Source organism: Mammaliicoccus sp. Dog046 (assembly GCF_034039665.1).
GTDB lineage: Bacteria > Bacillota > Bacilli > Staphylococcales > Staphylococcaceae > Mammaliicoccus.
Map to the genome: position 1 here is coordinate 690,705 of NZ_CP120131.1, position 25,303 is coordinate 716,007.

32 protein-coding genes and 1 riboswitch are annotated in these 25,303 nt (G+C 34.8%); of the genes, 31 read left to right on the top strand and 1 reads right to left on the bottom strand.

What is annotated here, in order from left to right; translation table 11 throughout:
* Positions 1-145: 145 nt before the first annotated feature.
* The 25 genes from rho (at position 146) to fabZ (ending at position 19,612) form a co-directional block, all read left to right on the top strand.
* Positions 146-1,462, top strand: coding sequence for a transcription termination factor Rho (gene rho / locus P3U32_RS03365; protein WP_323704218.1), 1,317 nt, complete (start codon positions 146-148; stop codon positions 1,460-1,462).
* Positions 1,463-1,570: 108 nt separating this feature from the next.
* Positions 1,571-1,825 (top strand): type B 50S ribosomal protein L31, encoded by a 255-nt coding sequence (locus tag P3U32_RS03370; protein WP_323704219.1) that lies wholly within the window; start codon positions 1,571-1,573, stop codon positions 1,823-1,825.
* Between the two features lie 118 nt (positions 1,826-1,943).
* Positions 1,944-2,543, top strand: a complete 600-nt coding sequence (locus P3U32_RS03375) for a thymidine kinase (protein ID WP_323704220.1) — start codon at positions 1,944-1,946, stop codon at positions 2,541-2,543.
* Positions 2,536-3,612 carry a peptide chain release factor 1 gene (gene prfA, locus P3U32_RS03380; protein ID WP_323704222.1) on the top strand — a complete coding sequence of 359 codons (1,077 nt, stop codon included), beginning with the start codon at positions 2,536-2,538 and terminating at the stop codon, positions 3,610-3,612. Before P3U32_RS03375 ends, prfA begins: the two co-directional genes overlap by 8 nt.
* Positions 3,599-4,450 carry a peptide chain release factor N(5)-glutamine methyltransferase gene (gene prmC / locus P3U32_RS03385; RefSeq protein WP_323704223.1) on the top strand — a complete coding sequence of 284 codons (852 nt, stop codon included), beginning with the start codon at positions 3,599-3,601 and terminating at the stop codon, positions 4,448-4,450. The genes prfA and prmC overlap by 14 nt, the downstream gene beginning before the upstream one ends.
* Before the next feature lie 95 nt (positions 4,451-4,545).
* Positions 4,546-5,592: an L-threonylcarbamoyladenylate synthase gene (locus tag P3U32_RS03390; protein WP_323704224.1), complete on the top strand. Its 1,047-nt coding sequence runs from the start codon at positions 4,546-4,548 to the stop codon at positions 5,590-5,592.
* The gene (locus tag P3U32_RS03395) at positions 5,589-6,005 is read left to right on the top strand and encodes a low molecular weight protein arginine phosphatase (protein WP_323704225.1); all 417 of its coding nucleotides are present in this window, start codon (positions 5,589-5,591) and stop codon (positions 6,003-6,005) included. Before P3U32_RS03390 ends, P3U32_RS03395 begins: the two co-directional genes overlap by 4 nt.
* An 86-nt stretch (positions 6,006-6,091) precedes the next feature.
* Positions 6,092-6,529, top strand: a complete 438-nt coding sequence (gene rpiB / locus P3U32_RS03400) for a ribose 5-phosphate isomerase B (RefSeq protein WP_323704226.1) — start codon at positions 6,092-6,094, stop codon at positions 6,527-6,529.
* Entirely contained in the window at positions 6,526-7,050 is a 525-nt protein-coding gene (locus P3U32_RS03405) for a TIGR01440 family protein (RefSeq protein ID WP_323704227.1), read from the top strand. The genes rpiB and P3U32_RS03405 overlap by 4 nt, the downstream gene beginning before the upstream one ends.
* Before the next feature lie 24 nt (positions 7,051-7,074).
* Positions 7,075-8,316 (top strand): serine hydroxymethyltransferase, encoded by a 1,242-nt coding sequence (gene glyA / locus P3U32_RS03410; RefSeq protein WP_323704228.1) that lies wholly within the window; start codon positions 7,075-7,077, stop codon positions 8,314-8,316.
* 21 nt (positions 8,317-8,337) lie between these two features.
* On the top strand, positions 8,338-8,967 hold the full coding sequence (upp, locus tag P3U32_RS03415) for a uracil phosphoribosyltransferase (protein WP_323704229.1): 630 nt from the start codon (positions 8,338-8,340) through the stop codon (positions 8,965-8,967).
* Positions 8,968-8,988: 21 nt separating this feature from the next.
* Positions 8,989-10,125 carry a non-hydrolyzing UDP-N-acetylglucosamine 2-epimerase gene (gene wecB / locus P3U32_RS03420; protein ID WP_323704230.1) on the top strand — a complete coding sequence of 379 codons (1,137 nt, stop codon included), beginning with the start codon at positions 8,989-8,991 and terminating at the stop codon, positions 10,123-10,125.
* A gap of 183 nt (positions 10,126-10,308) precedes the next feature.
* The gene (locus tag P3U32_RS03425) at positions 10,309-10,659 is read left to right on the top strand and encodes an ATP synthase subunit I (RefSeq protein WP_323704232.1); all 351 of its coding nucleotides are present in this window, start codon (positions 10,309-10,311) and stop codon (positions 10,657-10,659) included.
* 30 nt (positions 10,660-10,689) lie between these two features.
* Positions 10,690-11,412 carry a F0F1 ATP synthase subunit A gene (gene atpB / locus P3U32_RS03430; protein WP_323704233.1) on the top strand — a complete coding sequence of 241 codons (723 nt, stop codon included), beginning with the start codon at positions 10,690-10,692 and terminating at the stop codon, positions 11,410-11,412.
* A 55-nt stretch (positions 11,413-11,467) separates the two neighbouring features.
* Complete coding sequence (gene atpE / locus P3U32_RS03435; RefSeq protein WP_016910973.1) at positions 11,468-11,686, top strand: F0F1 ATP synthase subunit C; 219 nt, start codon at positions 11,468-11,470, stop codon at positions 11,684-11,686.
* Positions 11,687-11,786: 100 nt separating this feature from the next.
* Entirely contained in the window at positions 11,787-12,314 is a 528-nt protein-coding gene (locus P3U32_RS03440) for a F0F1 ATP synthase subunit B (RefSeq protein WP_323704234.1), read from the top strand.
* Positions 12,314-12,853, top strand: coding sequence for a F0F1 ATP synthase subunit delta (locus P3U32_RS03445; protein WP_323704235.1), 540 nt, complete (start codon positions 12,314-12,316; stop codon positions 12,851-12,853). Before P3U32_RS03440 ends, P3U32_RS03445 begins: the two co-directional genes overlap by 1 nt.
* Before the next feature lie 19 nt (positions 12,854-12,872).
* Positions 12,873-14,387, top strand: a complete 1,515-nt coding sequence (gene atpA / locus P3U32_RS03450) for a F0F1 ATP synthase subunit alpha (RefSeq protein ID WP_323704237.1) — start codon at positions 12,873-12,875, stop codon at positions 14,385-14,387.
* A gap of 31 nt (positions 14,388-14,418) precedes the next feature.
* Positions 14,419-15,288 carry an ATP synthase F1 subunit gamma gene (atpG, locus tag P3U32_RS03455; RefSeq protein ID WP_323704238.1) on the top strand — a complete coding sequence of 290 codons (870 nt, stop codon included), beginning with the start codon at positions 14,419-14,421 and terminating at the stop codon, positions 15,286-15,288.
* A gap of 18 nt (positions 15,289-15,306) precedes the next feature.
* Positions 15,307-16,722 carry a F0F1 ATP synthase subunit beta gene (gene atpD / locus P3U32_RS03460; protein ID WP_323704239.1) on the top strand — a complete coding sequence of 472 codons (1,416 nt, stop codon included), beginning with the start codon at positions 15,307-15,309 and terminating at the stop codon, positions 16,720-16,722.
* Between the two features lie 22 nt (positions 16,723-16,744).
* Positions 16,745-17,149 (top strand): F0F1 ATP synthase subunit epsilon, encoded by a 405-nt coding sequence (locus tag P3U32_RS03465; protein ID WP_323704240.1) that lies wholly within the window; start codon positions 16,745-16,747, stop codon positions 17,147-17,149.
* A gap of 64 nt (positions 17,150-17,213) precedes the next feature.
* On the top strand, positions 17,214-17,444 hold the full coding sequence (locus P3U32_RS03470; protein ID WP_323704242.1) for a DUF1146 family protein: 231 nt from the start codon (positions 17,214-17,216) through the stop codon (positions 17,442-17,444).
* Between the two features lie 149 nt (positions 17,445-17,593).
* On the top strand, positions 17,594-18,889 hold the full coding sequence (gene murA / locus P3U32_RS03475; protein WP_323704243.1) for a UDP-N-acetylglucosamine 1-carboxyvinyltransferase: 1,296 nt from the start codon (positions 17,594-17,596) through the stop codon (positions 18,887-18,889).
* A gap of 1 nt (position 18,890) precedes the next feature.
* Positions 18,891-19,175, top strand: coding sequence for a DNA-directed RNA polymerase subunit beta (locus P3U32_RS03480; RefSeq protein ID WP_323704244.1), 285 nt, complete (start codon positions 18,891-18,893; stop codon positions 19,173-19,175).
* The gene (gene fabZ / locus P3U32_RS03485; protein ID WP_323704245.1) at positions 19,175-19,612 is read left to right on the top strand and encodes a 3-hydroxyacyl-ACP dehydratase FabZ; all 438 of its coding nucleotides are present in this window, start codon (positions 19,175-19,177) and stop codon (positions 19,610-19,612) included. Before P3U32_RS03480 ends, fabZ begins: the two co-directional genes overlap by 1 nt.
* A 33-nt stretch (positions 19,613-19,645) precedes the next feature.
* Here fabZ and P3U32_RS03490 read toward each other — a convergent pair whose 3' ends face one another.
* Positions 19,646-20,083, bottom strand: a complete 438-nt coding sequence (locus P3U32_RS03490; protein WP_323704246.1) for a YwpF-like family protein — start codon at positions 20,081-20,083, stop codon at positions 19,646-19,648.
* A gap of 181 nt (positions 20,084-20,264) precedes the next feature.
* Between P3U32_RS03490 and P3U32_RS03495 the strand changes: the two genes are divergently transcribed.
* The 6 genes from P3U32_RS03495 to thiE all read left to right on the top strand — a co-directional run bounded on the left by P3U32_RS03495 (position 20,265) and on the right by thiE (position 25,269).
* Entirely contained in the window at positions 20,265-20,846 is a 582-nt protein-coding gene (locus tag P3U32_RS03495) for a single-stranded DNA-binding protein (RefSeq protein ID WP_323704247.1), read from the top strand.
* A gap of 369 nt (positions 20,847-21,215) precedes the next feature.
* Positions 21,216-22,052: a LysM peptidoglycan-binding domain-containing protein gene (locus P3U32_RS03500; RefSeq protein ID WP_323704248.1), complete on the top strand. Its 837-nt coding sequence runs from the start codon at positions 21,216-21,218 to the stop codon at positions 22,050-22,052.
* 117 nt (positions 22,053-22,169) lie between these two features.
* Positions 22,170-22,269, top strand: a riboswitch (TPP riboswitch).
* A 79-nt stretch (positions 22,270-22,348) separates the two neighbouring features.
* Positions 22,349-23,044 (top strand): thiaminase II, encoded by a 696-nt coding sequence (gene tenA, locus P3U32_RS03505; RefSeq protein ID WP_323704249.1) that lies wholly within the window; start codon positions 22,349-22,351, stop codon positions 23,042-23,044.
* Positions 23,031-23,843 carry a bifunctional hydroxymethylpyrimidine kinase/phosphomethylpyrimidine kinase gene (gene thiD / locus P3U32_RS03510; protein ID WP_323704250.1) on the top strand — a complete coding sequence of 271 codons (813 nt, stop codon included), beginning with the start codon at positions 23,031-23,033 and terminating at the stop codon, positions 23,841-23,843. The genes tenA and thiD overlap by 14 nt, the downstream gene beginning before the upstream one ends.
* A complete protein-coding gene (gene thiM / locus P3U32_RS03515; RefSeq protein ID WP_323704251.1) occupies positions 23,836-24,627 on the top strand; it encodes a hydroxyethylthiazole kinase in 792 nt (263 codons plus the stop codon). Before thiD ends, thiM begins: the two co-directional genes overlap by 8 nt.
* Positions 24,628-25,269 (top strand): thiamine phosphate synthase, encoded by a 642-nt coding sequence (gene thiE / locus P3U32_RS03520; RefSeq protein WP_323704252.1) that lies wholly within the window; start codon positions 24,628-24,630, stop codon positions 25,267-25,269. It begins immediately after the preceding gene.
* The last annotated feature ends 34 nt before the right edge of the window (positions 25,270-25,303 follow it).

Consider the following 25,303-nt stretch of genomic DNA (forward strand, 5'->3'; position numbering starts at 1 on the left):
TGCACATTAATTATTGTTAACATTTCGTAATATTTTTCGTGATAACAAATTTTGTCATACCTAAGAAAAAATGCTATAGTTTAAAGGCAGATTATAAATCTGGAAGTGGGTATGAAATAGATTTTAAGAAATGGGTGTCATAGATATGGCTGAAAGAATAAGAACAAGTCCTCAGTATGAATCGTTCGACGAATTATACAAGAATTATACAACTAAAGAATTAACAACAAAGGCGAAAGAACTTAGAATTACAAATTATAGTAAACTAAATAAAAAAGAGCTTGTCTTAGCAATAATGGAAGCGCAAATGGAGAAGGACGGTAACTACTATATGGAGGGTATCTTAGATGATATTCAGCCAGATGGTTATGGTTTTCTTCGTACGGTGAATTATTCCAAAGGTGAAAAAGATATTTATATATCTGCAAGCCAAATTAGAAGATTCGAAATTAAAAAAGGCGATAAAGTAACAGGTAAAGTTAGAAAGCCTAAAGAGAATGAAAAATATTATGGATTATTACAAGTAGACTTCGTAAATGATCAAAATGCAGAAGAAGTTAAAAAACGACCGCACTTTCAAGCGTTAACTCCGTTATATCCTCAAGAACGTATCCGATTAGAAACAACTGAAAAGAATTATTCAACAAGAATTATGGATTTGATTACACCTATAGGATTAGGGCAACGTGGTATGATTGTAGCACCCCCAAAAGCTGGTAAAACATCATTACTTAAAGAAATTGCTAATGCAATTGCGAAAAATCAACCTAAAACTAAATTATTTATATTATTAATTGGTGAAAGACCAGAAGAGGTAACTGACATTGAACGTTCAGTTGAACAAGCTGAAGTTGTCAATTCTACATTTGATGAACCACCTGAACATCATGTGAAAGTGGCAGAGTTATTGTTAGAACGCGCGAAGCGTTTAGTAGAAATTGGTGAAGACGTTATTATATTAATGGATTCATTAACGAGACTTGCAAGAGCGTATAATTTAGTTGTACCTCCAAGTGGTAGAACACTTTCTGGTGGGTTAGATCCAGCTTCATTGCACAGACCAAAACATTTCTTTGGTGCAGCAAGAAACATAGAAGCGGGTGGCAGTTTAACAATATTAGCAACAGCATTGGTGGAAACGGGTTCTCGTATGGATGATATGATATACGAAGAATTCAAAGGTACAGGTAATATGGAATTACATTTAGATAGAAAATTATCAGAAAAACGTATATTCCCTGCAATTGATATAAGAAGAAGTTCAACGCGTAAAGAAGAGTTGTTATTAGAACCTGTCGAATTAGAAATGATTTGGCAATTAAGAAATCTATTTACTGATCAAAATGACTTCTCTGAAAGATTTATTAGGAAACTGAAAAGAACAAAGTCAAATGACGATTTCTTTGATGTTTTAAGAAAAGCTATGCTTGAAAGTGCCAAAACAGGCAAACCGATTATATAATTTAAGGTTGCATTTTGAAGTTTCAGCATATATAATATGTAAGTATTGAGTGAATTAGTCACAAATCAACTCTGTTCCAGATGGTTCAGGGCAAAGGAGCTGAAAACAATGAAACAAGGAATTCATCCAGAGTACAAAAAAGTCATCTTTTTAGATACAACTACAGACTTTAAATTCTTAAGTGGTTCAACACGTACTTCTAACGAAACTATGGAGTGGGAAGATGGTAACGAATACCCAGTTATCCGTTTAGATATATCTTCAGATTCTCATCCATTCTATACAGGTCGTCAAAAATTCGCATCTGCGGATGGTCGTGTGGAACGCTTCAACAAAAAATTTGGTCTCAAATCAAACAACTAATTATGAAGCGAATCAAGCATCCTTTTTTGAAGGGTGCTTTTTTTTGTAATTATTAATAAATATGTAAAAATAATATGATATAATGAAGCGATTATGTATAAAAAGGTGGAAGAGCATTATGTACGAAAATTACCATTCCGGTTGGATAGAGTGTATTTGCGGAAGTATGTTTAGTGGTAAATCAGAAGAGCTTATCAGAAGACTTAGAAGAGGATTATATGCTAAACAGAATGTAAAAGTATTTAAACCATCTATTGATAATCGTTATAGCGAAGAAGCGGTCGTATCTCATAATGGCAATCAACTAGATGCAATTAGTATAGAACATTCAAGTGAAATATTGGATCAAAATCTTCAAGGTATTGATATTATTGGTATTGATGAAGTGCAATTTTTTGATAATGAAATTGTTGAAGTAGCACAGAAATTAGCTGAAGAAGGTTATAGAGTCGTAGTGGCAGGTTTAGATATGGACTTTAAAGGTGTACCATTTGAGCCAATGCCAGAGATGATGGCAGTTGCTGAAATTGTAACGAAATTACAAGCTGTTTGTGCAGTATGTGGATCGCCATCAAGTAGAACACAACGTTTGATTAATGGGGAACCAGCACATATTGATGATCCAATTATACTAGTAGGTGCAAATGAAAGTTACGAACCAAGATGTAGAGATCACCACATAATAAGAACAGAAACAAGGAGTGATATGAATGTTTGATCAATTAGAAATTGTTGAAAATAGATATGAACAATTAAATGAATTGTTAAGTGACCCGGATGTTGTTTCAGATACGAACAAGCTAAGACAATATTCAAAAGAACAATCTGATTTACAAAAGACTGTAGACGTTTACCGTACTTATAAATCAGTAAAAGGTGACATTGAAGATGCTAAATTAATGTTAGATGAAACATCTGATAGAGAAGAACAAGATATGTTGAAAGAAGAAATCAACAGTTTAACAAAACGTGTTCCAGAATTAGAATCTGAATTGAAATTATTATTAATACCGAAAGATCCTAACGACGAGAAAAACGTTATTATGGAAATTCGTGGTGCAGCTGGTGGAGATGAAGCGGCTATATTCGCGGGTGACTTATTTAGAATGTATTCAAGATTTGCTGAGGCACATGGTTATAAAATTGATGTTGTCGAAGAAAATATTAGCGACCACGGTGGATATAAAGAAGTCAGTTTCTCAATTCAAGGTAATGGCGCATATAGTAAATTAAAATATGAAAATGGTGCGCACCGCGTACAACGTGTTCCTGAAACAGAATCAGGTGGTAGAATACACACGTCTACAGCGACTGTAGCAGTATTACCAGAAGCAGAAGATGTTGAAATTGATATTAGATCTGAAGACTTAAGAATTGAAACATATCGTTCAAGTGGTTCTGGTGGTCAGCACGTCAATACAACAGATTCAGCTGTACGTATTACGCATATACCAACAGGCATTGTTGCAACTTCTTCTGAAAAATCACAAATTAAAAACAGAGAAAAAGCATTTAACGTCTTAAAAGCCAGAGTGTATGACATGATGGTAAGAGAAGAAAATGCTAAATATGCAGAAAAGAGGAAATCTGCAGTTGGAACAGGGGACCGTTCAGAACGTATTAGAACTTATAACTATCCTCAAAATAGAGTCACTGACCACCGTATTGGTTTAACTTTACAAAAATTAGATCAAATTATGGAAGGTAAAGTAGATGAAATTATTGATGCATTAACGATGCATGAACAAACAGAAAAACTGGAAGAACTTAATAATGGCCAATTATAATTTTCATCAATTACTGAAGGAAACTTATGATGAACTATCAGCACGAGGGTTAGAAACCTCTCGTGCTGATTGGTTATTAGCAGATATTTCAGGTATGACTAGAACGGAAGTTATTTTAAAGTATCGCGATACTGTTCCTGATGAAATTTTAACGCAATTTTTAAAGGATAGAGAACGTATGTACAAAGGTGAACCTGTACAATATATTGTTGGGTTTGCTGAGTTTTACGGCAGAAACTTTAATGTGACTCAACATGTGTTAATACCACGCCCTGAAACAGAAGAACTTGTATACCAAACGATGCAATCATTGAATAGCGACAGCAAGACTGTATGCGATATTGGAACTGGGACAGGCGCAATTGCAATTTCATTAAAAAAAGAAAGACCAGAACTTAATGTTATTGCAACGGATATTAGTATAGATGCACTTCAAATCGCACAGCAAAATGCTAAAAAACACGAAGCTGAGATTGAATTTTTACATGGGCGATCATTAGAACCATTGATTCACAATAATATTAAAGTTGATGTGCTTGTTTCTAATCCACCATATATAGCTGATGAAGAACGTACGGAAATGTCGTCAACTGTGTTGGACTATGAACCACATACGGCATTGTTTGCAAATGATGCAGGTCTAGCAATTTATAAAGAAATATTGCGTGATTTAGAAAAAGTTGTGAATACAAACGGGATCGTTATTTTTGAAATAGGACATCTTCAAGGTGAAATATTAAAAACTTATATTCGTGAGCATTATCAAGTAGAAGATTTGCAAGTGATCAAAGATATAAATCAAAACAATCGTATGATACAATTTATTTGGAAACATTAATAGGAAGTTATGCACAAATTACACGGAGTTATCCACAAAATGTGCATAACTTTTATTTGCATATAAAAAAAGCTTTGTAGAAGGGAAGTATAAAGTTGCAAACATTCACATGGGATGTGCGTAAGTATGTTAACAACTTACAAAGTTATCCACAAATCCAAGAAATCATTGATGGTTTTCATCAAGATGAACTCATTGCATTACCAACAGAAACAGTATATGGACTGGGTGCAAATGCAAGAAGTGATGAAGCTGTTAAAAATATATATGTAGCAAAAGGGAGACCGTCAGACAATCCTTTAATTGTACATATACATGACAAAGCGCAATTAAAGAATTTTACGCAAAATATATCAACAGAAACAGAAGTATTGATGGATGCATTTTGGCCAGGTCCGATTTCATTCATCGTGCCTTATCAAACGGGATATTTAACTGATCGCGTGACAGGTGGACTCAATTCTGTTGCTGTACGTATGCCAAGTCATTCAGTTGGTAGAGAAGTGCTGAAGTTAGTCGATTTACCAATCGCTGCACCAAGTGCAAATTTAAGCGGACGTCCTTCACCGACTAAATTCGAACATGTTAAACACGATTTGAATCAAAGAATTTTTGGCATTATCCAAGCTGAAGATATTGATGAAGGAATTGAAAGTACAGTAATTGACTGCACGACTTATCCGTTTAAAATAGCGAGACCCGGTTCTATAACCGCTGATATGATTAATGATGTGCTACCTGGTAGTATTGTTGATATGAAGTTAGATATGGAAAAACCGATTGCACCTGGTATGAAATATAAACATTATGCGCCTTCACAACCTGTGGTATTAATTGAAGGTGGCTTAACAAAGCCGATTCAAGTGACGCATTCTGAAATTCATAGAATAGCTGTCATCGGTCCTAAAAGTATCGAAGCGTTTATACCAGAAAAGATGAAATTCATTCCATTAGGCAAACATGAAAATGACATTAAAGGTGCCCATCATGATTTATATGACGCATTAAGAATTGCCGATCAATTTACTGATATCGATCAAATATATATTAATGGTTATGTAAGAAACGCAAGTACAATGGCGTTAATGAATAGAATAGATAAGGCAAGTGGGCATAATATAAAAGGAGAAGAAGAGTTGTGAAAATAATCTTTGTATGCACAGGCAATACGTGCAGAAGCCCTTTGGCAGAAGCAATTGCTAAAGATATTAAACCACATTATGATATACAATCTAGAGGCATATCAGCATATAATGGTTCACCTATTTCAGCGCAATCGTTGGAAATTATTTTTGAGAATAATTTACCTGTTCCAAGTACAGCAAAACAATTTGAAGCAAGAGACCTTGATGCCGATTTAATATTAACAATGACTGAATCACATAAGATGATGCTTCAAATGCAGTATAATCATGACAATATTTATACATTAAAACAGTATGTTAAAGGTGAACAAGGTGATGTGTCGGATCCGTTTGGACAGCCTCAATACGTGTATCAAGAAACTTACCAAGAACTTAGAACACTCATTGTTGAATTATTACAGAGTAGTTAAGAATTCAAATAATTTATAGAATTGCTATAACACACATTGAAAATAAGTTATAATATTAAAGTATAAACAAATTGGGAGGTGGGAAGATGAAAGTAGCTATTGCAGCAGATCATGGTGGCTTTGAATATAAAGAATCAATCAAGCGTTTACTTGATGAAATGAACATAGAATATAAAGACTTTGGTACACATGATGGAAAGTCAGTTGATTATCCAGATTATGCAAGACCAGTATCTGAAAGTGTTGTTGATGGTTCGTTTGATAAAGGAATTTTGATTTGTGGAACCGGAATTGGTATGTCTATCGCCTCAAACAAAGTAAAAGGGGTACGTTGTGCACTTGTACACGATGTATTTACGGCTGAGGTGACGAGACAACATAACGATTCCAATGTATTAGCAATGGGTCAACGTGTTATAGGCGAAGGTTTAGCACTTCTCATCGTCAGAACTTGGTTGACAAGTGAATTCGAAGGCGGAAGACATCAAAAACGTATAGATAAGATTGAAGGCGGTTGTTCATGAAATCTCAACTAATAGATTTAATGAATGAGTTGCAGTCAATCTCATTTTTCAATGCGAATGAACGATGCATCATTGGTTGTTCAACTTCAGAAATTCAAGGATCGAAGATAGGTTCGAATGGTTCTCTTGAAATTGCACGTACTTTATATGAAACACTTGAAACGATACATAACGAAACAGGTGTTCATTTTGCGTTTCAAGGTTGTGAGCATATTAATCGTGCGATAACGATAGAACGCGAATGCTTTAATCCTGATACAATGACTGAAGTTTCCGTTGTGCCTCAAGCGAGTGCAGGAGGTAGCTTGTCAACGTATGCATATCAGCACATGAAAGATCCAGTTGTTATAGAGCACATTCAATGTGATAAAGGCATTGATATTGGTCAGACGCTGATTGGTATGCATATGAAGCACGTCGCAGTACCGGTATCTGTTGAGACAAAGTGTATCGGAGAAGCTATTGTTACTATAGCTAAAAGTCGCCCCAAGTTAATTGGTGGTGCAAGAGCAAAGTATTAAATTCTTAAAAGTGAGGGATTGTACATGTCATTAATTAAAAAGCAAGACGAAGAACTTTTCAAAGCAATGGAGAAAGAGTTTGATAGACAGAATAATAATATTGAACTGATCGCATCAGAGAATTTTGTATCTGAAACAGTAATGGAAGCTCAAGGTTCTGTATTAACAAACAAATATGCAGAAGGTTACCCTGGTCGTCGTTATTATGGTGGCTGTGAATATGTTGATATCGTTGAAGATTTAGCAAGAGATAGAGCTAAAGAAATTTTTGGTGGAGATCACGTAAATGTACAACCTCATTCAGGATCACAAGCAAATATGGCTGTTTACTTTGTAGCCTTAGAACCTGGTGATACTGTACTTGGAATGAACTTAAGTCATGGTGGGCATTTAACACATGGTGCAAAAGTTAACTTCAGTGGAAAGCTATATAACTTCGTTGAATATGGTGTTTCTAAAGAAAATGAACAAATTGATTATGATGAAATCTTGAAAGTTGCTAAAGAAGCACAACCGAAATTAATTGTTGCGGGTGCATCAGCATATCCAAGACAAATTGATTTCAAACGTTTTAAAGAAATAGCAGATGAAGTTGGTGCTAAATTAATGGTAGATATGGCTCATATCGCCGGTTTAGTAGCAGCAGGCTTACATCAAAACCCAGTTGAATATGCTGACTTTGTAACAACAACTACACATAAAACATTAAGAGGACCTAGAGGGGGCATGATTTTCTGTAAAGAAGAGTATGCGAAAGAAATCGACAAAACGATTTTCCCTGGTATTCAAGGTGGTCCATTAATGCATGTAATTGCTGGTAAAGCAGTTTCATTTGGTGAAGCACTACAACCAGAATTTAAGGAATATCAAAAACAAGTAATTAAGAATGCTCAAAAATTATCATCTACTTTAGAAGAAGAAGGTTTACGTATCGTTTCAGGCGGAACGGACAATCACTTAATCTGTGTAGATGTTAAAGGTTCATTAGGAATTACTGGTAAATTGGCTGAAAATGCATTAGATGAAGTCGGTATTACTTGTAATAAGAACACAATACCATTCGATCAAGAAAAACCATTTGTAACAAGTGGTATTCGTCTTGGTACGCCAGCGGTTACTTCTCGCGGATTTAATGAAGAAGCGATTGAAGAAGTGGGTAGAATAATCGCGTTAGTGTTAAAAAATCCAGAAGATGAAGCAACATTAAAAGAAGCGCACGAACGCGTATTATCATTAACTTCTAAGTTCCCACTTTACAACAAATAATCATTTATGGAGGTTTGTCTTATGGGTAAAGTACACGTTTTTGACCATCCATTAATTCAACATAAGTTGAGTTATATACGTGATCAAAAAACTGGCACTAAGGAGTTCAGAGAGCTTGTGGATGAAGTCGGTATGCTTATGGCATACGAAGTTACAAGAGATTTCGATACTACAGATGTTGAAATAGAAACACCTGTAACTAAGATGAAAGCACAACGCTTATCTGGTAAAAAATTAGCACTTATTCCTATATTACGTGCAGGTTTAGGTATGACTGATGGCATAATGAAACTTGTACCAGCTGCTAGAGTTGGTCATGTCGGTTTATATCGCGACCCTGAAACGTTAGAAGCGGTGGAGTATTTTGTTAAATTACCTCAAGATATTGAAGAACGTGAAATTATTGTAGTAGATCCAATGCTTGCCACTGGTGCATCAGCAATCGAAGCGATTCAATCATTAAAGAAACGCGGAGCAAATAAAATACGTTTTATGGGCTTGATTGCTGCACCTGAAGGGGTTAAAGCATTACAAGAGGCACATGATGACGTAGATATATATATTGCAGCATTAGATGAAAAATTAGATGACCATGCATATATAACACCTGGTTTAGGTGATGCAGGAGATCGATTATTCGGCACTAAATAATAATTGGAGGATTTTATTACAATGAAGAAAATTATGACGATATTTGGTACGCGACCTGAAGCCATTAAAATGGCACCTTTAGTTTTAGAATTAAAAAATGATCCAGAACTACAACCTATCGTGGTTGTTACAGCACAACATAGAGAAATGCTTGATTCAGTTCTAGAAACATTTGATATTACACCAGACTATGACTTAAACATCATGAAACAAGGGCAAACACTTTCAGAAGTTACATCTAGAGTATTAGGTGGACTTGAAAGTGTCATTCAAGAAGCGAAACCAGATATGATATTGGTACATGGAGATACAACTACTACTTTTGCAGGCAGTTTAGCAGCTTTCTATAATGAAGTTGCGATAGGGCATGTTGAAGCAGGGTTGAGAACTTGGAATAAGTATTCTCCATTTCCGGAAGAAATGAATCGACAAATGACGGGGGTCCTTGCTGATTTACACTTCTCACCAACTGAACAGTCTAAACATAATTTACTTCAGGAAAATAAAAAAGACGACTCAATTGCTGTGACAGGTAATACAGCTATCGATGCGTTGTCTACTACGGTAACTGATGAGTATGAAAGTGAAATCATCAAACGCCATGAAGGCAAACGCATCGTGTTGTTAACTGCACATAGACGAGAAAACATTGGTAAACCGATGGAGAATATCTTTAAAGCAGTACGTCAAATTGTTGATACATTTGAAGATGTTGTCGTTGTTTATCCAATGCACAAAAATCCAAAAGTTAGAAGCATTGCAGATCAAATTTTAAGTGGTCATGATCGTATAGAGTTGATTGAACCTTTAGAAGTAATTGACTTCCATAACTTTGCTGCTAATTCACATCTGATCTTAACTGATTCAGGTGGTGTTCAAGAAGAAGCACCATCATTAGGTAAACCTGTATTAGTATTGAGAGATACGACAGAACGTCCTGAAGGTGTTGAAGCTGGAACGCTTAAATTAGTAGGTATCGAGGAAGATGTTATTTATAAAGAAACAGAAGCATTATTAAATGATCAAGCTTTATATGAAAAAATGAGTGTCGCACAAAATCCTTATGGCGACGGATTAGCATCAAAAAGAATTTGTGAAAATATTAAATATTATTTTGGTATTACAGAGGAAGAACCAGCACCTTTTAAAACAAAATAATAGATAAGTGGTATGTGTCAATTCTGTGACAAATAATTGACAAAAATTTATTTTCTATTTTTGTCATAGCATTGACACTGTTGTGCCACTATATTATCATGAAAATTGTGTGATGAAACGGTTTTCAAGGATTTAAACCTTATTTTAAGGTTTTTTTAACTTATTTTAAGGAGATTCAGCAGAATGTTTGATATTAAGGGCTTTTTTAAGTCATATTTACAGTATTTTATTTTCTTTATTATTATTTTAGTCGTGGTGTATTTTTACTTACAACATGAATTTGTATTAGGACTGATAATAGGTACGATTGCCTCAGCTGTTAACCTTTTTTCATGGGAGGTTTACCTTAATCGTGCGAAAAATGCTGAATCACTACATTTATCGACAGGAAACTGGGTAAGATATCTTGTAACAATCGTTGCATGCTGTTTTTGGCTGAAGTATCCATTAATCGTTGATATTATCGGGATTTTAATAGGATTAATGATTGCATACGTACTTATTATGCTAAGAACTATTCAAAGTCTTGATTAAATAATTAAAATTGTGAAAAGAGGTGAAAATATGGAACACGAGTCACCTTTGTGGTCCATCAATATTGGAGGATTCGATTTAGTCTTTAATCTTTCAAGTATGTTAATGTTGCTTATTTCAGCAATTATCGTATTTGCGATAGCTGTCTTTTGTACAAGAAACCTCAAAATCAGACCAACAGGTGCTCAGAACTTTATTGAGTGGGTATTTGATTTTGTTAAGGGCATTATACAAAGTAACATGGCTTGGAAGGATGGAGGAAGATTTCATTTCTTAGCAGTAACATTAATATTCTTTATTTTTGTATCAAACATGTTAGGATTACCTTTCTCAATCGTTGTTGGACATACATTATGGTGGAAATCACCTACAGCAGATCCAACCGTAACATTGACGTTAGCAACGTTAATGGTTCTATTAACGCATTATTACGGTGTTAAAATGCGTGGTACTGGCGCATACTTGAAATCATTCGTGCAACCTGTTGCATTTATGGTGCCATTCAAAATCGTTGAAGAATTTGCATCAACATTAACGCTTGGTCTGCGTTTATATGGGAATATATTTGCAGGGGAAGTTTTACTAGGTTTATTAAGTACTTTAGCAGCAGGAAGTGTACTTGGCGCTTTCGGTGCGTTTTTACCAGCGATCGTATGGCAAGGATTCTCAATATTTATTGGTTCAATTCAAGCCTACATATTCGTAATGTTATCAATGGTTTACATGTCCCATAAAGTGGCAGACGATCATTAATATAAAATTTAATAAAAAAAACAATTAATATTTTAATACTAGGAGGAAAATTATAATGAGTTTAGGTGTAATAGCAGCAGCAATCGCAATCGGTTTAGCAGCATTAGGAGCAGGTATTGGTAACGGTCTTATCGTTTCAAGAACAGTTGAAGGTGTTGCACGTCAACCAGAAGCACGTGGTCCATTAATGACAATTATGTTCATCGGTGTTGGTTTAGTCGAAGCACTTCCTATCATTGCAGTAGTAGTAGCATTCATGGTAATGAATAAATAATATAGCAAATTTTTAAAAACAGGCGAAGTCTATCTGAAAAAGATTTCGCCATTCATTTATGAGGTGTATCACATCTTGAATTGCAATGAAAGGAGTGTAATTGGCAGTGGATCAAAACGTATTAGTTTTAGGCGCTACAGGTGGCGGTGGTGTTGAATGGGGAACAGTAATTTTCACGTTCATCACATTTGTCGTTCTGTTAGCTTTATTAAAAAAATATGCTTGGGGACCATTAAAATCTATTATGGATGATCGTGCACACGCGATTAACAAAGATATAGATGATGCTCACGAAGCGAAAGTAAATGCTAAAAAATTAGAAGAAGAAAATAAAGATTTACTTAGAAAAACTCAAGAAGAAGTACAAACGATTCTTGACGATGCTAAACATCAAGCTAAAGTACAACAAGAACAAATCATTAGTGATGCAAATGTTAAAGCAAATGGATTAGTTCAGTCTGCACAAGCTGAAATACAACAAGAAAAACAAAAAGCAATTTCAGATATCAATGAAAGAGTTTCTGAGCTATCAGTATTAATTGCTTCTAAAGTTATTAATAAAGAAATTTCTGAGAAAGAACAAAAAGACCTTGTTGATAAATACATTAAAGAGGCAGGGGATAAATAATGGCGAACATAAGTCAAAAATATGCCCAAGCTTTATATGATGTAGCAGCAAAGCAAAATGTTACAGATGAAATTTCACAAGAGTTAACGGAATTATCAACAGTTGCTAAGGATCATTTGAAAGATTTAAAAGCAATTGATAGTAATCCAAAGTTAGCTCAAAATGAAAGACAAACATTTGTTGAAACAGTGTTCAAGGGGACATCTAAACCATTATTAAATACGTTATTCTTATTAGCAAACAACAGTAAACTTGCATTATTACCTGAGGTTAATGAAGCGTATAGGAATATATATAATAATGTACATCAACAAGATTTAATGAAAGTTGAATCTGTTTATCCATTATCTGATGAAGAGTTAGATGAAATAGGTAAAGCTTTTATTAAAAGAACCGGTTTGAAGAAATTAATATTAGACAATCAAATAAATGAATCATTAATTGGTGGCATTCGTGTGACTATAGGTACTAAAGTGTACGATGGTTCAGTTCAGAATGACTTAAATCAATTAACAAAATCATTTAAACAAATGAAATAATAATTAAGGAGTGACATAGATGGCCATTAAAGCTGAAGAAATCAGTGCTTTATTACGCTCTCAAATTGAAAACTATGAGTCAGAAATGTCAGTTACCGATGTTGGTACAGTAATCCAAGTCGGAGATGGTATTGCATTAGCTCATGGCTTAAACGACGTTATGGCAGGCGAACTATTAGAATTCCATACTGGCGTTTTAGGTTTAGCACAAAACTTAGAAGAAAATAATGTAGGTATCGTTATATTAGGACCTGCAGACGGAATTAAAGAAGGCGACGAAGTTAAACGTACGGGTCGTATCATGGAAGTACCTGTAGGAGAAGAGTTAATTGGACGTGTTGTTAATCCATTAGGTCAACCTATAGATGGACTTGGTCCAATAAACACTTCTAAAACACGCCCTGTAGAATCACCTGCGACAGGCGTAATGGATCGTAAATCAGTTGATGAACCATTACAAACAGGTATTAAAGCAATCGATGCTCTTGTACCAATCGGTCGTGGACAACGTGAGTTAATTATCGGAGATCGTCAAACAGGTAAAACAACAGTAGCAATCGATACAATTCTTAACCAAAAAGACGAAGACATGATTTGTATATATGTAGCTATCGGTCAAAAAGAATCTACAGTGCGTACAGCAGTAGAAACATTACGTAAACATGGCGCATTAGACTATACAATTGTTGTATCTGCATCAGCAGCACAACCAGCTCCTCTTTTATATATTGCACCATATGCAGGTGTAAGTATGGGTGAAGAGTTCATGTTTAATGGTAAACATGTATTGATCGTATATGATGATTTAACAAAACAAGCAGCAGCTTACCGTGAATTATCACTATTACTTCGTCGTCCGCCAGGTCGTGAAGCATACCCAGGTGATGTATTCTACTTACACAGTCGTTTATTAGAACGTGCTGCAAAATTAAATGACGATTTAGGTGGCGGTTCAATTACTGCACTACCATTTGTTGAAACTCAAGCAGGGGATATTTCTGCATATGTACCAACAAACGTTATTTCAATTACAGACGGACAAATATTCTTACAATCTGATTTATTCTTCTCAGGTGTAAGACCAGCAATCAACGCAGGTTTATCAGTATCTCGTGTTGGTGGTTCAGCTCAAATTAAAGCAATGAAAAAAGTTGCCGGTACATTACGTCTAGACTTAGCTTCATACCGTGAATTAGAGTCATTCGCTCAATTCGGTTCAGACTTAGACCCAGCAACTAAAGCAAAATTAGAGCGTGGTAAACGTACAGTTGAAGTATTAAAACAAGATCAAAACAAACCATTAACTGTAGATCGTCAAGTAGTTATCTTATATGCATTAACAAAAGGTCACTTAGATGATATTCCAGTTGAAGATATAACACGATTTGAAGATGAATTCTTTAATTGGATCGATGCAAACGCTAGTGATTTATTTAAAGAAATCCGTGAAACAAAACAATTACCATCTGATGATAAATTTGTTTCAGCAATCGATGCATTTAAAAAAGTATTTAATAAATCTCACGTAGAGTAATATTAAGCTTTAAAATAAAGGTGGTGAAATTGTGGCTTCACTAAGAGAAATTAAAGGAAGAATCACATCAACGCAAAAAACGAGTCAAATCACTAAAGCGATGAACATGGTATCAAATTCTAAATTGCGTAAAGCAGAAGAGAATACGAAAGCATTTAAACCGTATATGGATAAGATTCAAGATGCAGTAACTGCAATTGCGTCAAAGAGTACAGATGTATCACATCCAATGCTTAAGGAAAGAACTGTTAAACGTTCTGGTTATTTAGTTATTACTTGTGACAAAGGATTAGCTGGACCATACAGTGCTAATGTTTTGAAAAACGTAGTAAATGACATTAAAGAAAAACATAACAACAATCCTGACGAATATGCGATTATTGTTGTTGGACGTGTAGGTAGAGATTTCCTTAAAGCAAGAGGATATAACATAGTAGAAGCATATGTTGGCTTGCCAGATCAACCAACATTTAAAAATGTTCAATCATTAACTGAAAAAGCAGTAGACTTATTCAGCGATGAATTTTACGATGAATTAACTGTATATTACAGTCATTTCGTAAGCGTACTTGAACAAAAAGTTAAATCAAAAAAAATCTTGCCTTTATCTGATGAAGACACTGGTAAAGGATCAGGAATGATGGCTGGTTATGAATTTGAGCCTGATAAAGAAACAATATTAAAAGTTATCTTACCGCAATATACAATTAGTTTAATTTATGGTGCATTATTAGATGCTAAAGCGAGTGAACATGCATCAAGAATGACGGCTATGAAGAATGCTACAGATAACGCTTCTGAATTAATTGATGATTTATCATTACAATATAATAGAGCGCGACAAGCTGCAATTACTCAGCAAATTACTGAGATTGTTGGCGGAGCGGCTGCACTCGAATAACGATTAGGAGGAATTTACATGGGATTAGGCCGAGTAACGCAAATTACAGGGCCAGTTATTGACGTGCGCTTTCCACATGGTGAATTACCAGAACTTAATAATGCTTTAACAGTTAAAGTTAACCGTCCAGACGGTACAAGCTTTGATTTAGCATTAGAAGTTGCAATACACCTTGGTGATGATGTTGTACGTTCAATCGCAATGGCGTCAACTGACGGTGTTCAACGTGGACAAGAAGTTACGGATACAGGCAGACCAATTTCTGTACCTGTTGGAGATGCTACATTAGGACGCGTTTTCAATGTATTAGGTGAAAAAATTGACTTAGGTGAAGAAATTGATGAAAGTGTCCGTCGTGACCCAATTCATCGTATCGCACCTAAATTTGAAGAATTATCTACTAAAGTAGAAATTCTTGAGACAGGTATTAAAGTAGTAGACCTATTAGCACCTTATATTAAAGGTGGTAAAATCGGACTATTCGGTGGTGCCGGTGTTGGTAAAACTGTACTTATCCAAGAATTAATTAATAACATTGCACAAGAGCATGGTGGTATATCAGTATTCGCAGGTGTAGGTGAACGTACACGTGAAGGTAATGATTTATACTATGAAATGAGTGACTCAGGTGTAATTAAGAAAACAGCAATGGTATTTGGTCAAATGAACGAGCCACCTGGTGCACGTGCTAGAGTTGCATTATCTGGTTTAACAATGGCTGAATATTTCCGTGATGAACAAGGTCAAGATGTATTACTATTCATTGACAACATTTTCAGATTTACGCAAGCAGGTTCTGAGGTATCAGCGTTATTAGGACGTATGCCTTCTGCCGTTGGTTACCAACCAACACTTGCAACAGAAATGGGACAATTACAAGAACGTATTACATCTACAAATAAAGGATCTGTTACATCAATTCAAGCAGTATTCGTACCAGCCGATGACTATACTGACCCAGCGCCAGCTACAGCATTTGCTCACTTAGATGCAACTACAAACTTAGAACGTAAATTAACTGAAATGGGTATTTACCCAGCTGTTGACCCATTAGCTTCTACATCTCGTGCTTTAACACCAGAAATTGTTGGAGATGAGCACTATGATGTAGCAAGAAGAGTTCAACAAACGTTACAAAAATATCGTGAATTACAAGATATAATTGCAATTCTTGGTATGGATGAATTATCAGACGAAGATAAAAAGACTGTTGAACGTGCACGTCGTATCCAGTTCTTCTTATCTCAAAACTTCCACGTAGCAGAACAATTTACTGGTCAAAAAGGTTCATACGTACCAGTAAGCCAAACTGTACAAGACTTTAAAGCAATACTAGATGGACAATATGACCATATCCCAGAAGATGCTTTCCGTTTAGTCGGTGGTATTGAAGCAGTTCTTGAAAATGCTAAAAACATGGGTGTAGAGGTCTAATAATAATTAGGAGGAATGGAAAATGAATACATTTACCTTAGATGTTGTCACTCCTAATGGATCTGTTTACTCAGCAAAAGAAGTAGAACTTGTTGTTTTACATACAGAAACTGGTGAAATGGGTGTAATGGCTGGTCATATTCCAACTGTTGCAGCTTTAAAAACTGGATATATTAAAGTAAACAAAACAAGTGGTACAGAGTATTTAGCTGTTTCCGAAGGGTTTGTTGAAGTTAGAACCAAGAAAGTTACAGTTCTAGTTCAAGCGGCAGAAACTGCTGAAGAAATAGACAAAGACCGTGCGATTAATTCTAAAGAACGAGCAGAAGAGCGATTGAATAACAATGGTGATGATGTTGACTTTAAGCGTGCTGAACGTGCGTTGCATCGTGCGATTAATCGAATTGAAGTGGCTAAATTTAGATAATATTTCAAAAGGCTGGGACATGGTTATGTCTCAGCTTTTTGGTTGTGTAGAAGGAGTAGTTAAGATGGAATATTACGGACAATTAGGCGTTATAGGGCTCTTTTTGCATGTAGTTTGTGTATATTTAGCATTTTGGGCACTACAAGGCATTCGTTTAGAAAATATTTTTAAGAAAAATCATGTTGCACAAGCTCAGGCATTTATAATTATACTTGCAATAATTTTAGGAACAGGTGTGAGTCGTTTTATTTTGGATATTCTTCAATATTCGCTACAATTAAAATTGCTTTTCTAATAATTAGTAAAAATTACAAAAATATATGAAAAAACAACAAAAAGTAGTATAATGTTTTGGTGATGTTTATAAATGGGTAAATATGTGTATTAAACAAATATATACTTTTGTAAAATAAATAATAGTGAAGTTTTTTGGAGGATAATTATATGGATAAAATCGTCGTAAAAGGCGGAGCAACGCTTAATGGCACAGTCGTCGTTGAAGGGGCAAAGAACGCGGTACTACCAATATTAACAGCTACACTCTTACCGAATAATGGACAAAGTACGTTAACTAACGTACCAAAATTGAGTGACGTAGATACTATAAATACAGTTTTAACACATTTAAATGCTGAAATTGAATACGATGCAGATCAAAATACTGTTAAAGTGGATGCATCAAAAACATTGAAAATAGAAGCACCTTATGAATATGTGAGTAAAATGAGAGCCAGCATATTAGTAATGGGTCCTCTATTAGCAAGAGAAGGTCATGCTCGCGTAGCATTACCTGGCGGATGTGCAATAGGTTCACGTCCAATTGAGCAACATTTAAAAGGTTTTGAAGCTCTTGGTGCTGAAATAGAATTGCATAATGGATATATTGAAGCAACAACACCAAATGGTCTAAAAGGAAGCAAGATTTATTTAGACTTCCCAAGTGTTGGTGCTACACAAAATATCATGATGGCAGCAGTATTAGCAGAAGGCAAAACTGAAATTCAAAATGTAGCTAGAGAACCTGAAATTGTAGATTTAGCTAATTATTTAAATGAAATGGGCGCACAAGTACACGGTGCTGGTACAGATACAGTAAGAATTACTGGTGTTAAAGAATTACACGGTGCAGAACATTCAATTATACCTGATAGAATTGAAGCAGGTACATTTATGATTGCTAGTGCGATCACTAGAGGGAATGTTAATGTGATTGGTGCAATTAGAGAACACATGAGTAGTTTAGTGTCTAAGTTAGAAGAAGCTGGCGTACAAATTACTGACATTGAAGATGGTTTAAACATTCAAGTTCCAGGTGAACTTAAACCGATAGATGTTAAAACAATGCCACATCCAGGCTTCCCTACAGACATGCAATCTCAAATCATGGCATTATTACTAACTGCTAATGGTACTAGTAAAGTAACAGAAACAGTATTTGAAAATAGATTTATGCACGTAGAAGAGTTTAAACGCATGAATGCAGATATCTTTATTAATGGTAGAAGTGCAATGATTACTGGAAACAGTTCATTACAAGGTGCAGATGTTAAAGCAACAGATTTAAGAGCGGGTGCATCATTAATACTTGCTGGACTTGTTTCTGATGGTTATACAAATGTTACTGAATTAAAACATTTAGATAGAGGTTATGTTGATTTTCATGGTAAACTAAAAGCATTAGGTGCGGATATAGAACGCATAAATGATAATGGTAAGTTAAACGATAAAGCGAGGGTTTAGTATGAGTGAATCACAATCAACAAGGTCAGACAATAAAGAGCGTAAGTCATTATATGCGAAAGTAAAAGAAAAAATTCAAAAAAATAGAGTAGAAACGGTTCAAGGTGTCGAAATTGAACATCGTGTTATTCCTTTATGGATTAAATTTCTCATTCTAATCGTTTTAATGATTATATTATTTATTGTTGGGACTATGATTGGTTATGGTATTCTTCAAAATCCATTTGGTGTATTTAATCCTGAAACATGGCAACACATCTTTGAATTAACTGGAGGCAATTCATAATGGAAACAATATACGACTTTAACGAAATTAAAAAAATTATTCCACATCGTTACCCATTCTTACTACTTGATCGTATTGTAGAATTAGAAGACGGTAAACGTTGTGTAGGTATTAAGCAAGTAGCTGGGAATGAACCATTTTTCCAAGGGCATTTTCCTGATTATGCCGTTATGCCTGGTGTACTTATTGTAGAAGCTTTAGCACAAACTGGAGCTGTTGCAATGTTACGCTTAGAAGAAAATGAAGGTAAATTAGCAATGTTCGCTGGCATTGATAAATGTCGATTTAAAAAACAGGTAACACCTGGTGATACATTAAAATTAGAAGTAGAAATAACTAAAATTAAAGGTCCAATTGGCAAAGGAACTGCAAAAGCTACCGTTGATGGTGAAATAGCTTGTAGTTGTGAAATTAGTTTTGCAATTGTAGATCAATAAAATAAAAAGCTAGGACAATGTGTCCTAGCTTTTTTAAATATTACTTTTTTCGTCTTTAAGTTTAGGTTTAGATTGCATCAATCTATTAAACGATGTTTTTAATTCATCCCCGGATAATCCTTCATCAATTAATTGTTCTAATAATCGTTCAGCATACACTTGTCTTAAAGTATAAATATGACATTCAAAAACGACTGATATTTGAGTTCCAAGCTCTTGAATATATTTAATCGTCGCATCAAAAAGTGCTGGATCATTTGATGGTCTAGTGATAACGACACGTGTGTCTAGCAAAGTTTGCTGTTCATAATATGTTTTCATTTGATCAAGATGAATATCAGAAATCAATATTTCTAACAACCAACCAGTACCACTATTTTCTTTATTAATTATTATTCCATCTAATAATTCATATTCAGTAATTTGTTCATCATTAACAATTTGAAATCGGACTGCTTTAAATGTTTTCATAAACAACCTCCTCTTAGTTAAATCTACGAATCTTCAACTTTGATATCCATTATAAAGCACTTATGAGAAAAATAAAAATAAACATTGGAAATTGTAGGATTTAGTTACTGTTTATTTCCATTTTTCCATTTTGACGAAAAAGTGTGCATCACTTTATATTAAGGTTAAAGGAGGTGAGAATATGTTAAATAAATCTGTTCTAGTAGGCCGATTAACGAAAGACCCATCATTTTTTAAAAAGGGTGAAATGATGATCTCAACATTTTGTTTAGCTGTTGAACGTGGTTACAAAGGTAAAGATGGAAATATGGCGGTAGACTTTATCGTATGTAAAGCGTTTGGAAAGCTAGCGTATAACATTCATGAATATACGAGGAAAGGGCAATTAATTGCATTAACTGGTCAAATTCAGACAAGGGCATATATGAAAGAAGATAAAAAGCAATTTATAACTGAAATTATTTGTGAAACCATTAAATTTTTAAATATGCCTGCATCTTCTAAAGGTTCTTTTCCTCAAAGTAAAGAAGATATACATGAATTAATAAGTGAAAGTGTTGAGAGTTATTCAAATGATTTATCTTCACAAATCCACAAAGAGAAACAGCGAGCGATGCATCATGTGCGTGAAAGTAGTCAACAAAGTGTGAGTGATGAAATGTATGATAAATATAGTCATGCGATAAAAGTTATCAATTCAGAGTCACAAGGTGATAACGATGCACGTAAAGTAACAACATCTTCCCCGGATCCTCCGAAATAGCTATTGAGTATGTTGGTTGTTTCATAGATTGTACTTCCTATTTTTTTTTATAAATATTGAATCTTTTCAAAAACTTGCTGTCTTGCTGTAGGGCAGCAAGTATACATAATCATTTATAATTGGATAACAAATTACAGAAATATGACAAATTGTCTGATAATTGATTTTGCTCAATCTAAATATACGCCTGTAAATCAAGGTTTTCTAAAAAGTAATGTAGTAATATTACTTGGAAATCATTGTCATAAAACTGTAATGTTTGCCAGATTTTTTTTATATTGTTGTAACCTATGTCACGAAAAATAATGGTATAGTTTAAACAGTAAAAATCATATAAAAAGTGAATCTCACGGGAGGAAACATTTAATCATGAAAAAACTATTAGCAGTGTCAACGGCTGCTGTTGCAGTTACTACAGGGGTAACAGCTACAGCTGATGCAGCAAGTCATACAGTAAAATCAGGAGATACTTTACATAGTATTTCACAACAATATGGAACTACAGTTAGTGCACTTAAATCAGAAAATGGTTTAACTTCTAACTTAATCTTACCAAATCAAGTTATCAAGATTAACGAAGCAAAAGAAGCTTCACAATCTACTACAGAATATACTGTAGTTGCGGGAGATACTTTAAGTAAGATTGCATCTAAATATGATGTTACAGTTTCACAATTAAAAGCTTGGAATAATTTATCATCAGACTTGATTATTGTTGGTCAAAAATTATCATTACAAGCACCTGCGCAATCTGCAGTTCCTGCACAAGCGCCTGCTGCTCAACAAGCGCCGGTTCAATCTAACCAAGCGTCAGCACAACAAACTTATCAAGCACCAACACAACAACAAAGCTACCAAGCGCCAGCACAATCATATAAAGCGCCTGCTCAACAAAGTTACCAAGCACCAGCACAACGTGTTCAAACAACACAAACGTCAACAGCTAGTACTGGTGGATCTACTAAAGCTCAATTCTTAGCTGCAGGTGGTACTGAAGCTATGTGGAATACAATCGTATTACCAGAATCAAGCGGTAATCCAAACGCTGTAAATGAATTAGGTTACAGAGGTCTTGGTCAAACGAAAGAAGCATGGGGAACTGGTTCAGTAGAAACACAAACAAAAGGTATGCTTAACTACGCTAAACAACGTTATGGTTCAGTTGATGCAGCGATTGCATTCCGTTCTCAAAATAACTGGTGGTAAGCTAAAAAGTTGAAAATTTAATTACATTAATCCAATCGCCTAGGAAATATCCTTGGCGATTTTTTTAATTTGACCATAATGATTCTATTTGATAATCTTAATTTAACTAAATAAGTAAATGACTGCTAGGGGCGCCTTAATGGCTGAGATGATATTAATCAGTCCCTTATAACCTGATTTGGGTAATGCCAACGTAGGAAAGCAGTTAATTAACGTATATACCTATTGTTAATTGACTTCTTTTTTATGAAAGAGGTCATTTTTTTATTGAGAAATTTAATATTAGGAGTGGGAAAATGCTTTTTACAGACAGATTAAAACAGAAAGTGCAACCGATCATTGAGGAAATTTATAAAGATGATTTTATACAAGGATTGATCGATGGTGATATTTCTAAAGAAGCGTTAAAACATTATTTAAAAGCAGATTCTAAATATTTAAATGAATTTGCAAAAGTATATGCGTTATTAATACCTAAAATAAATTCTAAATCAGAATTAAAATTTTTACTTGAACAGATTGAATTTGCTTCTTCAGGTGAAGTAGGGGCACATCAAATCCTTGCTGACTATATTGGAGAATCATATCAAGAAATTATAAAAGATGGATCATGGTATCCAACTGCGGATCATTATATTAAGCATATGTATTACAATGCTTACGCGCATGATGATGTCGCATATACAGTAGCAGCTATGGCACCATGTCCTTATGTATATAGAAAACTAGCACAAATGGCAATTGAACGTAATGACTTTTCAGAGGATCATGAATTAAAGGCGTGGTTTGAATTCTATTATAAGGGTATGGATGAACTCATGGACATTTTAGATAATTGGTTAAATGATTTTAGCCAACATAATAGTGAAGAAGCTATAGCTGTTGTGGAAAGAAATTTCTTAGAAAGTACAGTTCATGAACGTAATTTCTTTAAAATGGCACATCAAATTGAAGATTGGGAGTTTGAGGTGAATCAATATGAAGAAGCCTAAAATTGCACTTACAATCGCTGGGACAGATCCAACAGGTGGTGCCGGAATAATGGCGGATTTAAAATCATTCCAAGCATCCGGTGTATATGGAATGGCCGTACCTACGAGTATTGTGTCTCAAAATACGCTTGGTGTTCAAGCTGTGCATCATTTAACAGTAGATGTTATTGAAAGTCAGTTAAAGAGTGTCTTCGATGATGAACAACCACATGCAATTAAGACAGGGATGATTGCTTCAGAAGGAATGATGAACGCTATCAAGCCATATATTGAAGCATCTAATAAACCTTACGTGATAGATCCTGTGATGGTTGCGAAAAGTGGAGATGCATTAATGGATGAGCAAGGTAAAAATAAACTTAAAGAAATACTTCTGAGTTTAGCGACAGTGGTTACACCTAATATTCCAGAAGCAGAAGAAATTGTTGGTTTTAAAATACAAACTGAAGAAGAAATAAAAAAAGCAGGCGCTTTCTTTTTAAATGAAATTGGTTCAAAAGGCGTTGTGATCAAAGGTGGTCATCTTGAAGGAGATGCCATCGATTATTTATTTACTAATGAAGGTATTAAGCATTGGACGAGTGAAAGATTCAATACTAAGCATACACATGGTACAGGCTGTACATTTAGCGCGGTGATAACAGCAGAATTGGCTAAAGGACATACGATTGAAGAAGCGGTGCATACTGCTAAGCGATTTATCACTTTAGCGATTCAGCATACACCTGAAATTGGTAAAGGACAAGGTCCTGTAAATCATTTTGCTTACCAAAAAATTGAGGGGTTAGATTATGAGTAAATTAGAAAGTCTAAGAGTAAGTAAACCACTTGTCGTATGTTATACAAACGATGTTGTGAAGAATTTTACTGCGAATGGATTAATATCGCTTGGTGCAAGCCCGGCGATGAGTGAAGAACCAGATGAGGCATTGGAATTTGCGGAACACGCAGGAGCATTCTTAATTAATATTGGAACAATTACGACGGACAGAGCTTATGATATGAAGGAATATGCGACAATCATGCATGAAAATGGAGTTCCAGTAATATTGGACCCTGTTGCAGTTGGTGCATCGAATTTAAGAAAAACGTTCTGTTCGACATTATTAAACGATGAAGTTGTCGATGTGATTAGAGGTAATGCTTCTGAAGTTTTAGCATTAATTGAAGATGACACGATGATGAAAGGTACGGATAGTGATCAATCGATTGACGCAGTTAAGGTCGCTAAACAAGCACACCAACAATTGAAAATACCTATTATCATCACAGGTGAAGTTGATGTAATTGCATGTAGTAATCGCATTATTGAACTTCATAATGGCAGTGAGATGCTTACAAAAGTAACTGGTGGTGGATGTTTATTAGGTGGTGTAGTTGCAGCATTTCTATCTCATGAAAAAGTAGTGAAAATAGAAGAGTTGGAAGAAGCACTATCAACGTATAATATCGCAAGTGAATTTGCGAGTAAACAACCAGGTGCTCATTTACCTGGTACTTTCCAGATGGCTTTTATTGATCAATTGAACGCAATTACATCAGACGATGTGAAAGATAACAAGAAAGTGAAAGAAGTGAAATAGATGTTTGATTTAAATACTTTAAAAGTATACTTCATCGCAGGTAGTCAAGATGTCCCAAATGGCGATTTATATAGCGTAGTCGAGCAGGCATTAATGGGTGGCATTACTATGTTTCAGTTTCGTGAAAAAGGTCCAAATAGCAAAACTGGCCATGAAAAAGAAGCATTAGCAAAGGCACTATTTAAACTATGTCAAAAATATAAAGTGCCTTTTATCATCAATGATGACGTAGAATTAGCAATCAAATTAAATGTGGATGGTATTCACGTTGGCCAAGATGATCTTAAGGTACAATCATTTATCGACCACTTTAAAGGTAAGATTGTCGGTTTAAGCGTAGCAAATGAAGAAGAATATCAAAAATCAAATATTACAGAAGTAGATTATATCGGTACAGGTCCAATACACGCCACAGATTCGAAAGCAGATGCTGGGGTAGAAGGTGGCTATGAACTGATTAAAAATATGAGAAAGTTAAATCCAACGATACCAATTGTTGCTATAGGTGGCATTACAGCACAAGATGTTCCAGCCCTTATTAAATCAGGGGCAAATGGCGTGAGTGTGATTTCAGCAATTGCCAAAAGTAATAATATTGAACAATCTGTGAAGGGCTTTCATAATCAATATAAAAATATTTAAGAAAAATAAGATATTGATTTATGTTGCATTCATT

Bases quoted from the DNA above. Each gene is read 5' to 3' on its own strand.
- rho (WP_323704218.1), top strand. From the start codon at position 146: ATGGCTGAAAGAATAAGAACAAGTCCTCAGTATGAATCGTTCGACGAA.
- P3U32_RS03370 (WP_323704219.1), top strand. From the start codon at position 1,571: ATGAAACAAGGAATTCATCCAGAGTACAAAAAAGTCATCTTTTTAGAT.
- P3U32_RS03375 (WP_323704220.1), top strand. From the start codon at position 1,944: ATGTACGAAAATTACCATTCCGGTTGGATAGAGTGTATTTGCGGAAGT.
- prfA (WP_323704222.1), top strand. From the start codon at position 2,536: ATGTTTGATCAATTAGAAATTGTTGAAAATAGATATGAACAATTAAAT.
- prmC (WP_323704223.1), top strand. From the start codon at position 3,599: ATGGCCAATTATAATTTTCATCAATTACTGAAGGAAACTTATGATGAA.
- rpiB (WP_323704226.1), top strand. From the start codon at position 6,092: ATGAAAGTAGCTATTGCAGCAGATCATGGTGGCTTTGAATATAAAGAA.
- P3U32_RS03405 (WP_323704227.1), top strand. From the start codon at position 6,526: ATGAAATCTCAACTAATAGATTTAATGAATGAGTTGCAGTCAATCTCA.
- glyA (WP_323704228.1), top strand. From the start codon at position 7,075: ATGTCATTAATTAAAAAGCAAGACGAAGAACTTTTCAAAGCAATGGAG.
- upp (WP_323704229.1), top strand. From the start codon at position 8,338: ATGGGTAAAGTACACGTTTTTGACCATCCATTAATTCAACATAAGTTG.
- wecB (WP_323704230.1), top strand. From the start codon at position 8,989: ATGAAGAAAATTATGACGATATTTGGTACGCGACCTGAAGCCATTAAA.
- P3U32_RS03425 (WP_323704232.1), top strand. From the start codon at position 10,309: ATGTTTGATATTAAGGGCTTTTTTAAGTCATATTTACAGTATTTTATT.
- atpB (WP_323704233.1), top strand. From the start codon at position 10,690: ATGGAACACGAGTCACCTTTGTGGTCCATCAATATTGGAGGATTCGAT.
- atpE (WP_016910973.1), top strand. From the start codon at position 11,468: ATGAGTTTAGGTGTAATAGCAGCAGCAATCGCAATCGGTTTAGCAGCA.
- P3U32_RS03445 (WP_323704235.1), top strand. From the start codon at position 12,314: ATGGCGAACATAAGTCAAAAATATGCCCAAGCTTTATATGATGTAGCA.
- atpA (WP_323704237.1), top strand. From the start codon at position 12,873: ATGGCCATTAAAGCTGAAGAAATCAGTGCTTTATTACGCTCTCAAATT.
- atpD (WP_323704239.1), top strand. From the start codon at position 15,307: ATGGGATTAGGCCGAGTAACGCAAATTACAGGGCCAGTTATTGACGTG.
- P3U32_RS03465 (WP_323704240.1), top strand. From the start codon at position 16,745: ATGAATACATTTACCTTAGATGTTGTCACTCCTAATGGATCTGTTTAC.
- P3U32_RS03470 (WP_323704242.1), top strand. From the start codon at position 17,214: ATGGAATATTACGGACAATTAGGCGTTATAGGGCTCTTTTTGCATGTA.
- murA (WP_323704243.1), top strand. From the start codon at position 17,594: ATGGATAAAATCGTCGTAAAAGGCGGAGCAACGCTTAATGGCACAGTC.
- P3U32_RS03480 (WP_323704244.1), top strand. From the start codon at position 18,891: ATGAGTGAATCACAATCAACAAGGTCAGACAATAAAGAGCGTAAGTCA.
- fabZ (WP_323704245.1), top strand. From the start codon at position 19,175: ATGGAAACAATATACGACTTTAACGAAATTAAAAAAATTATTCCACAT.
- P3U32_RS03490 (WP_323704246.1), bottom strand. From the start codon at position 20,083: ATGAAAACATTTAAAGCAGTCCGATTTCAAATTGTTAATGATGAACAA.
- P3U32_RS03495 (WP_323704247.1), top strand. From the start codon at position 20,265: ATGTTAAATAAATCTGTTCTAGTAGGCCGATTAACGAAAGACCCATCA.
- P3U32_RS03500 (WP_323704248.1), top strand. From the start codon at position 21,216: ATGAAAAAACTATTAGCAGTGTCAACGGCTGCTGTTGCAGTTACTACA.
- tenA (WP_323704249.1), top strand. From the start codon at position 22,349: ATGCTTTTTACAGACAGATTAAAACAGAAAGTGCAACCGATCATTGAG.
- thiD (WP_323704250.1), top strand. From the start codon at position 23,031: ATGAAGAAGCCTAAAATTGCACTTACAATCGCTGGGACAGATCCAACA.
- thiM (WP_323704251.1), top strand. From the start codon at position 23,836: ATGAGTAAATTAGAAAGTCTAAGAGTAAGTAAACCACTTGTCGTATGT.
- thiE (WP_323704252.1), top strand. From the start codon at position 24,628: ATGTTTGATTTAAATACTTTAAAAGTATACTTCATCGCAGGTAGTCAA.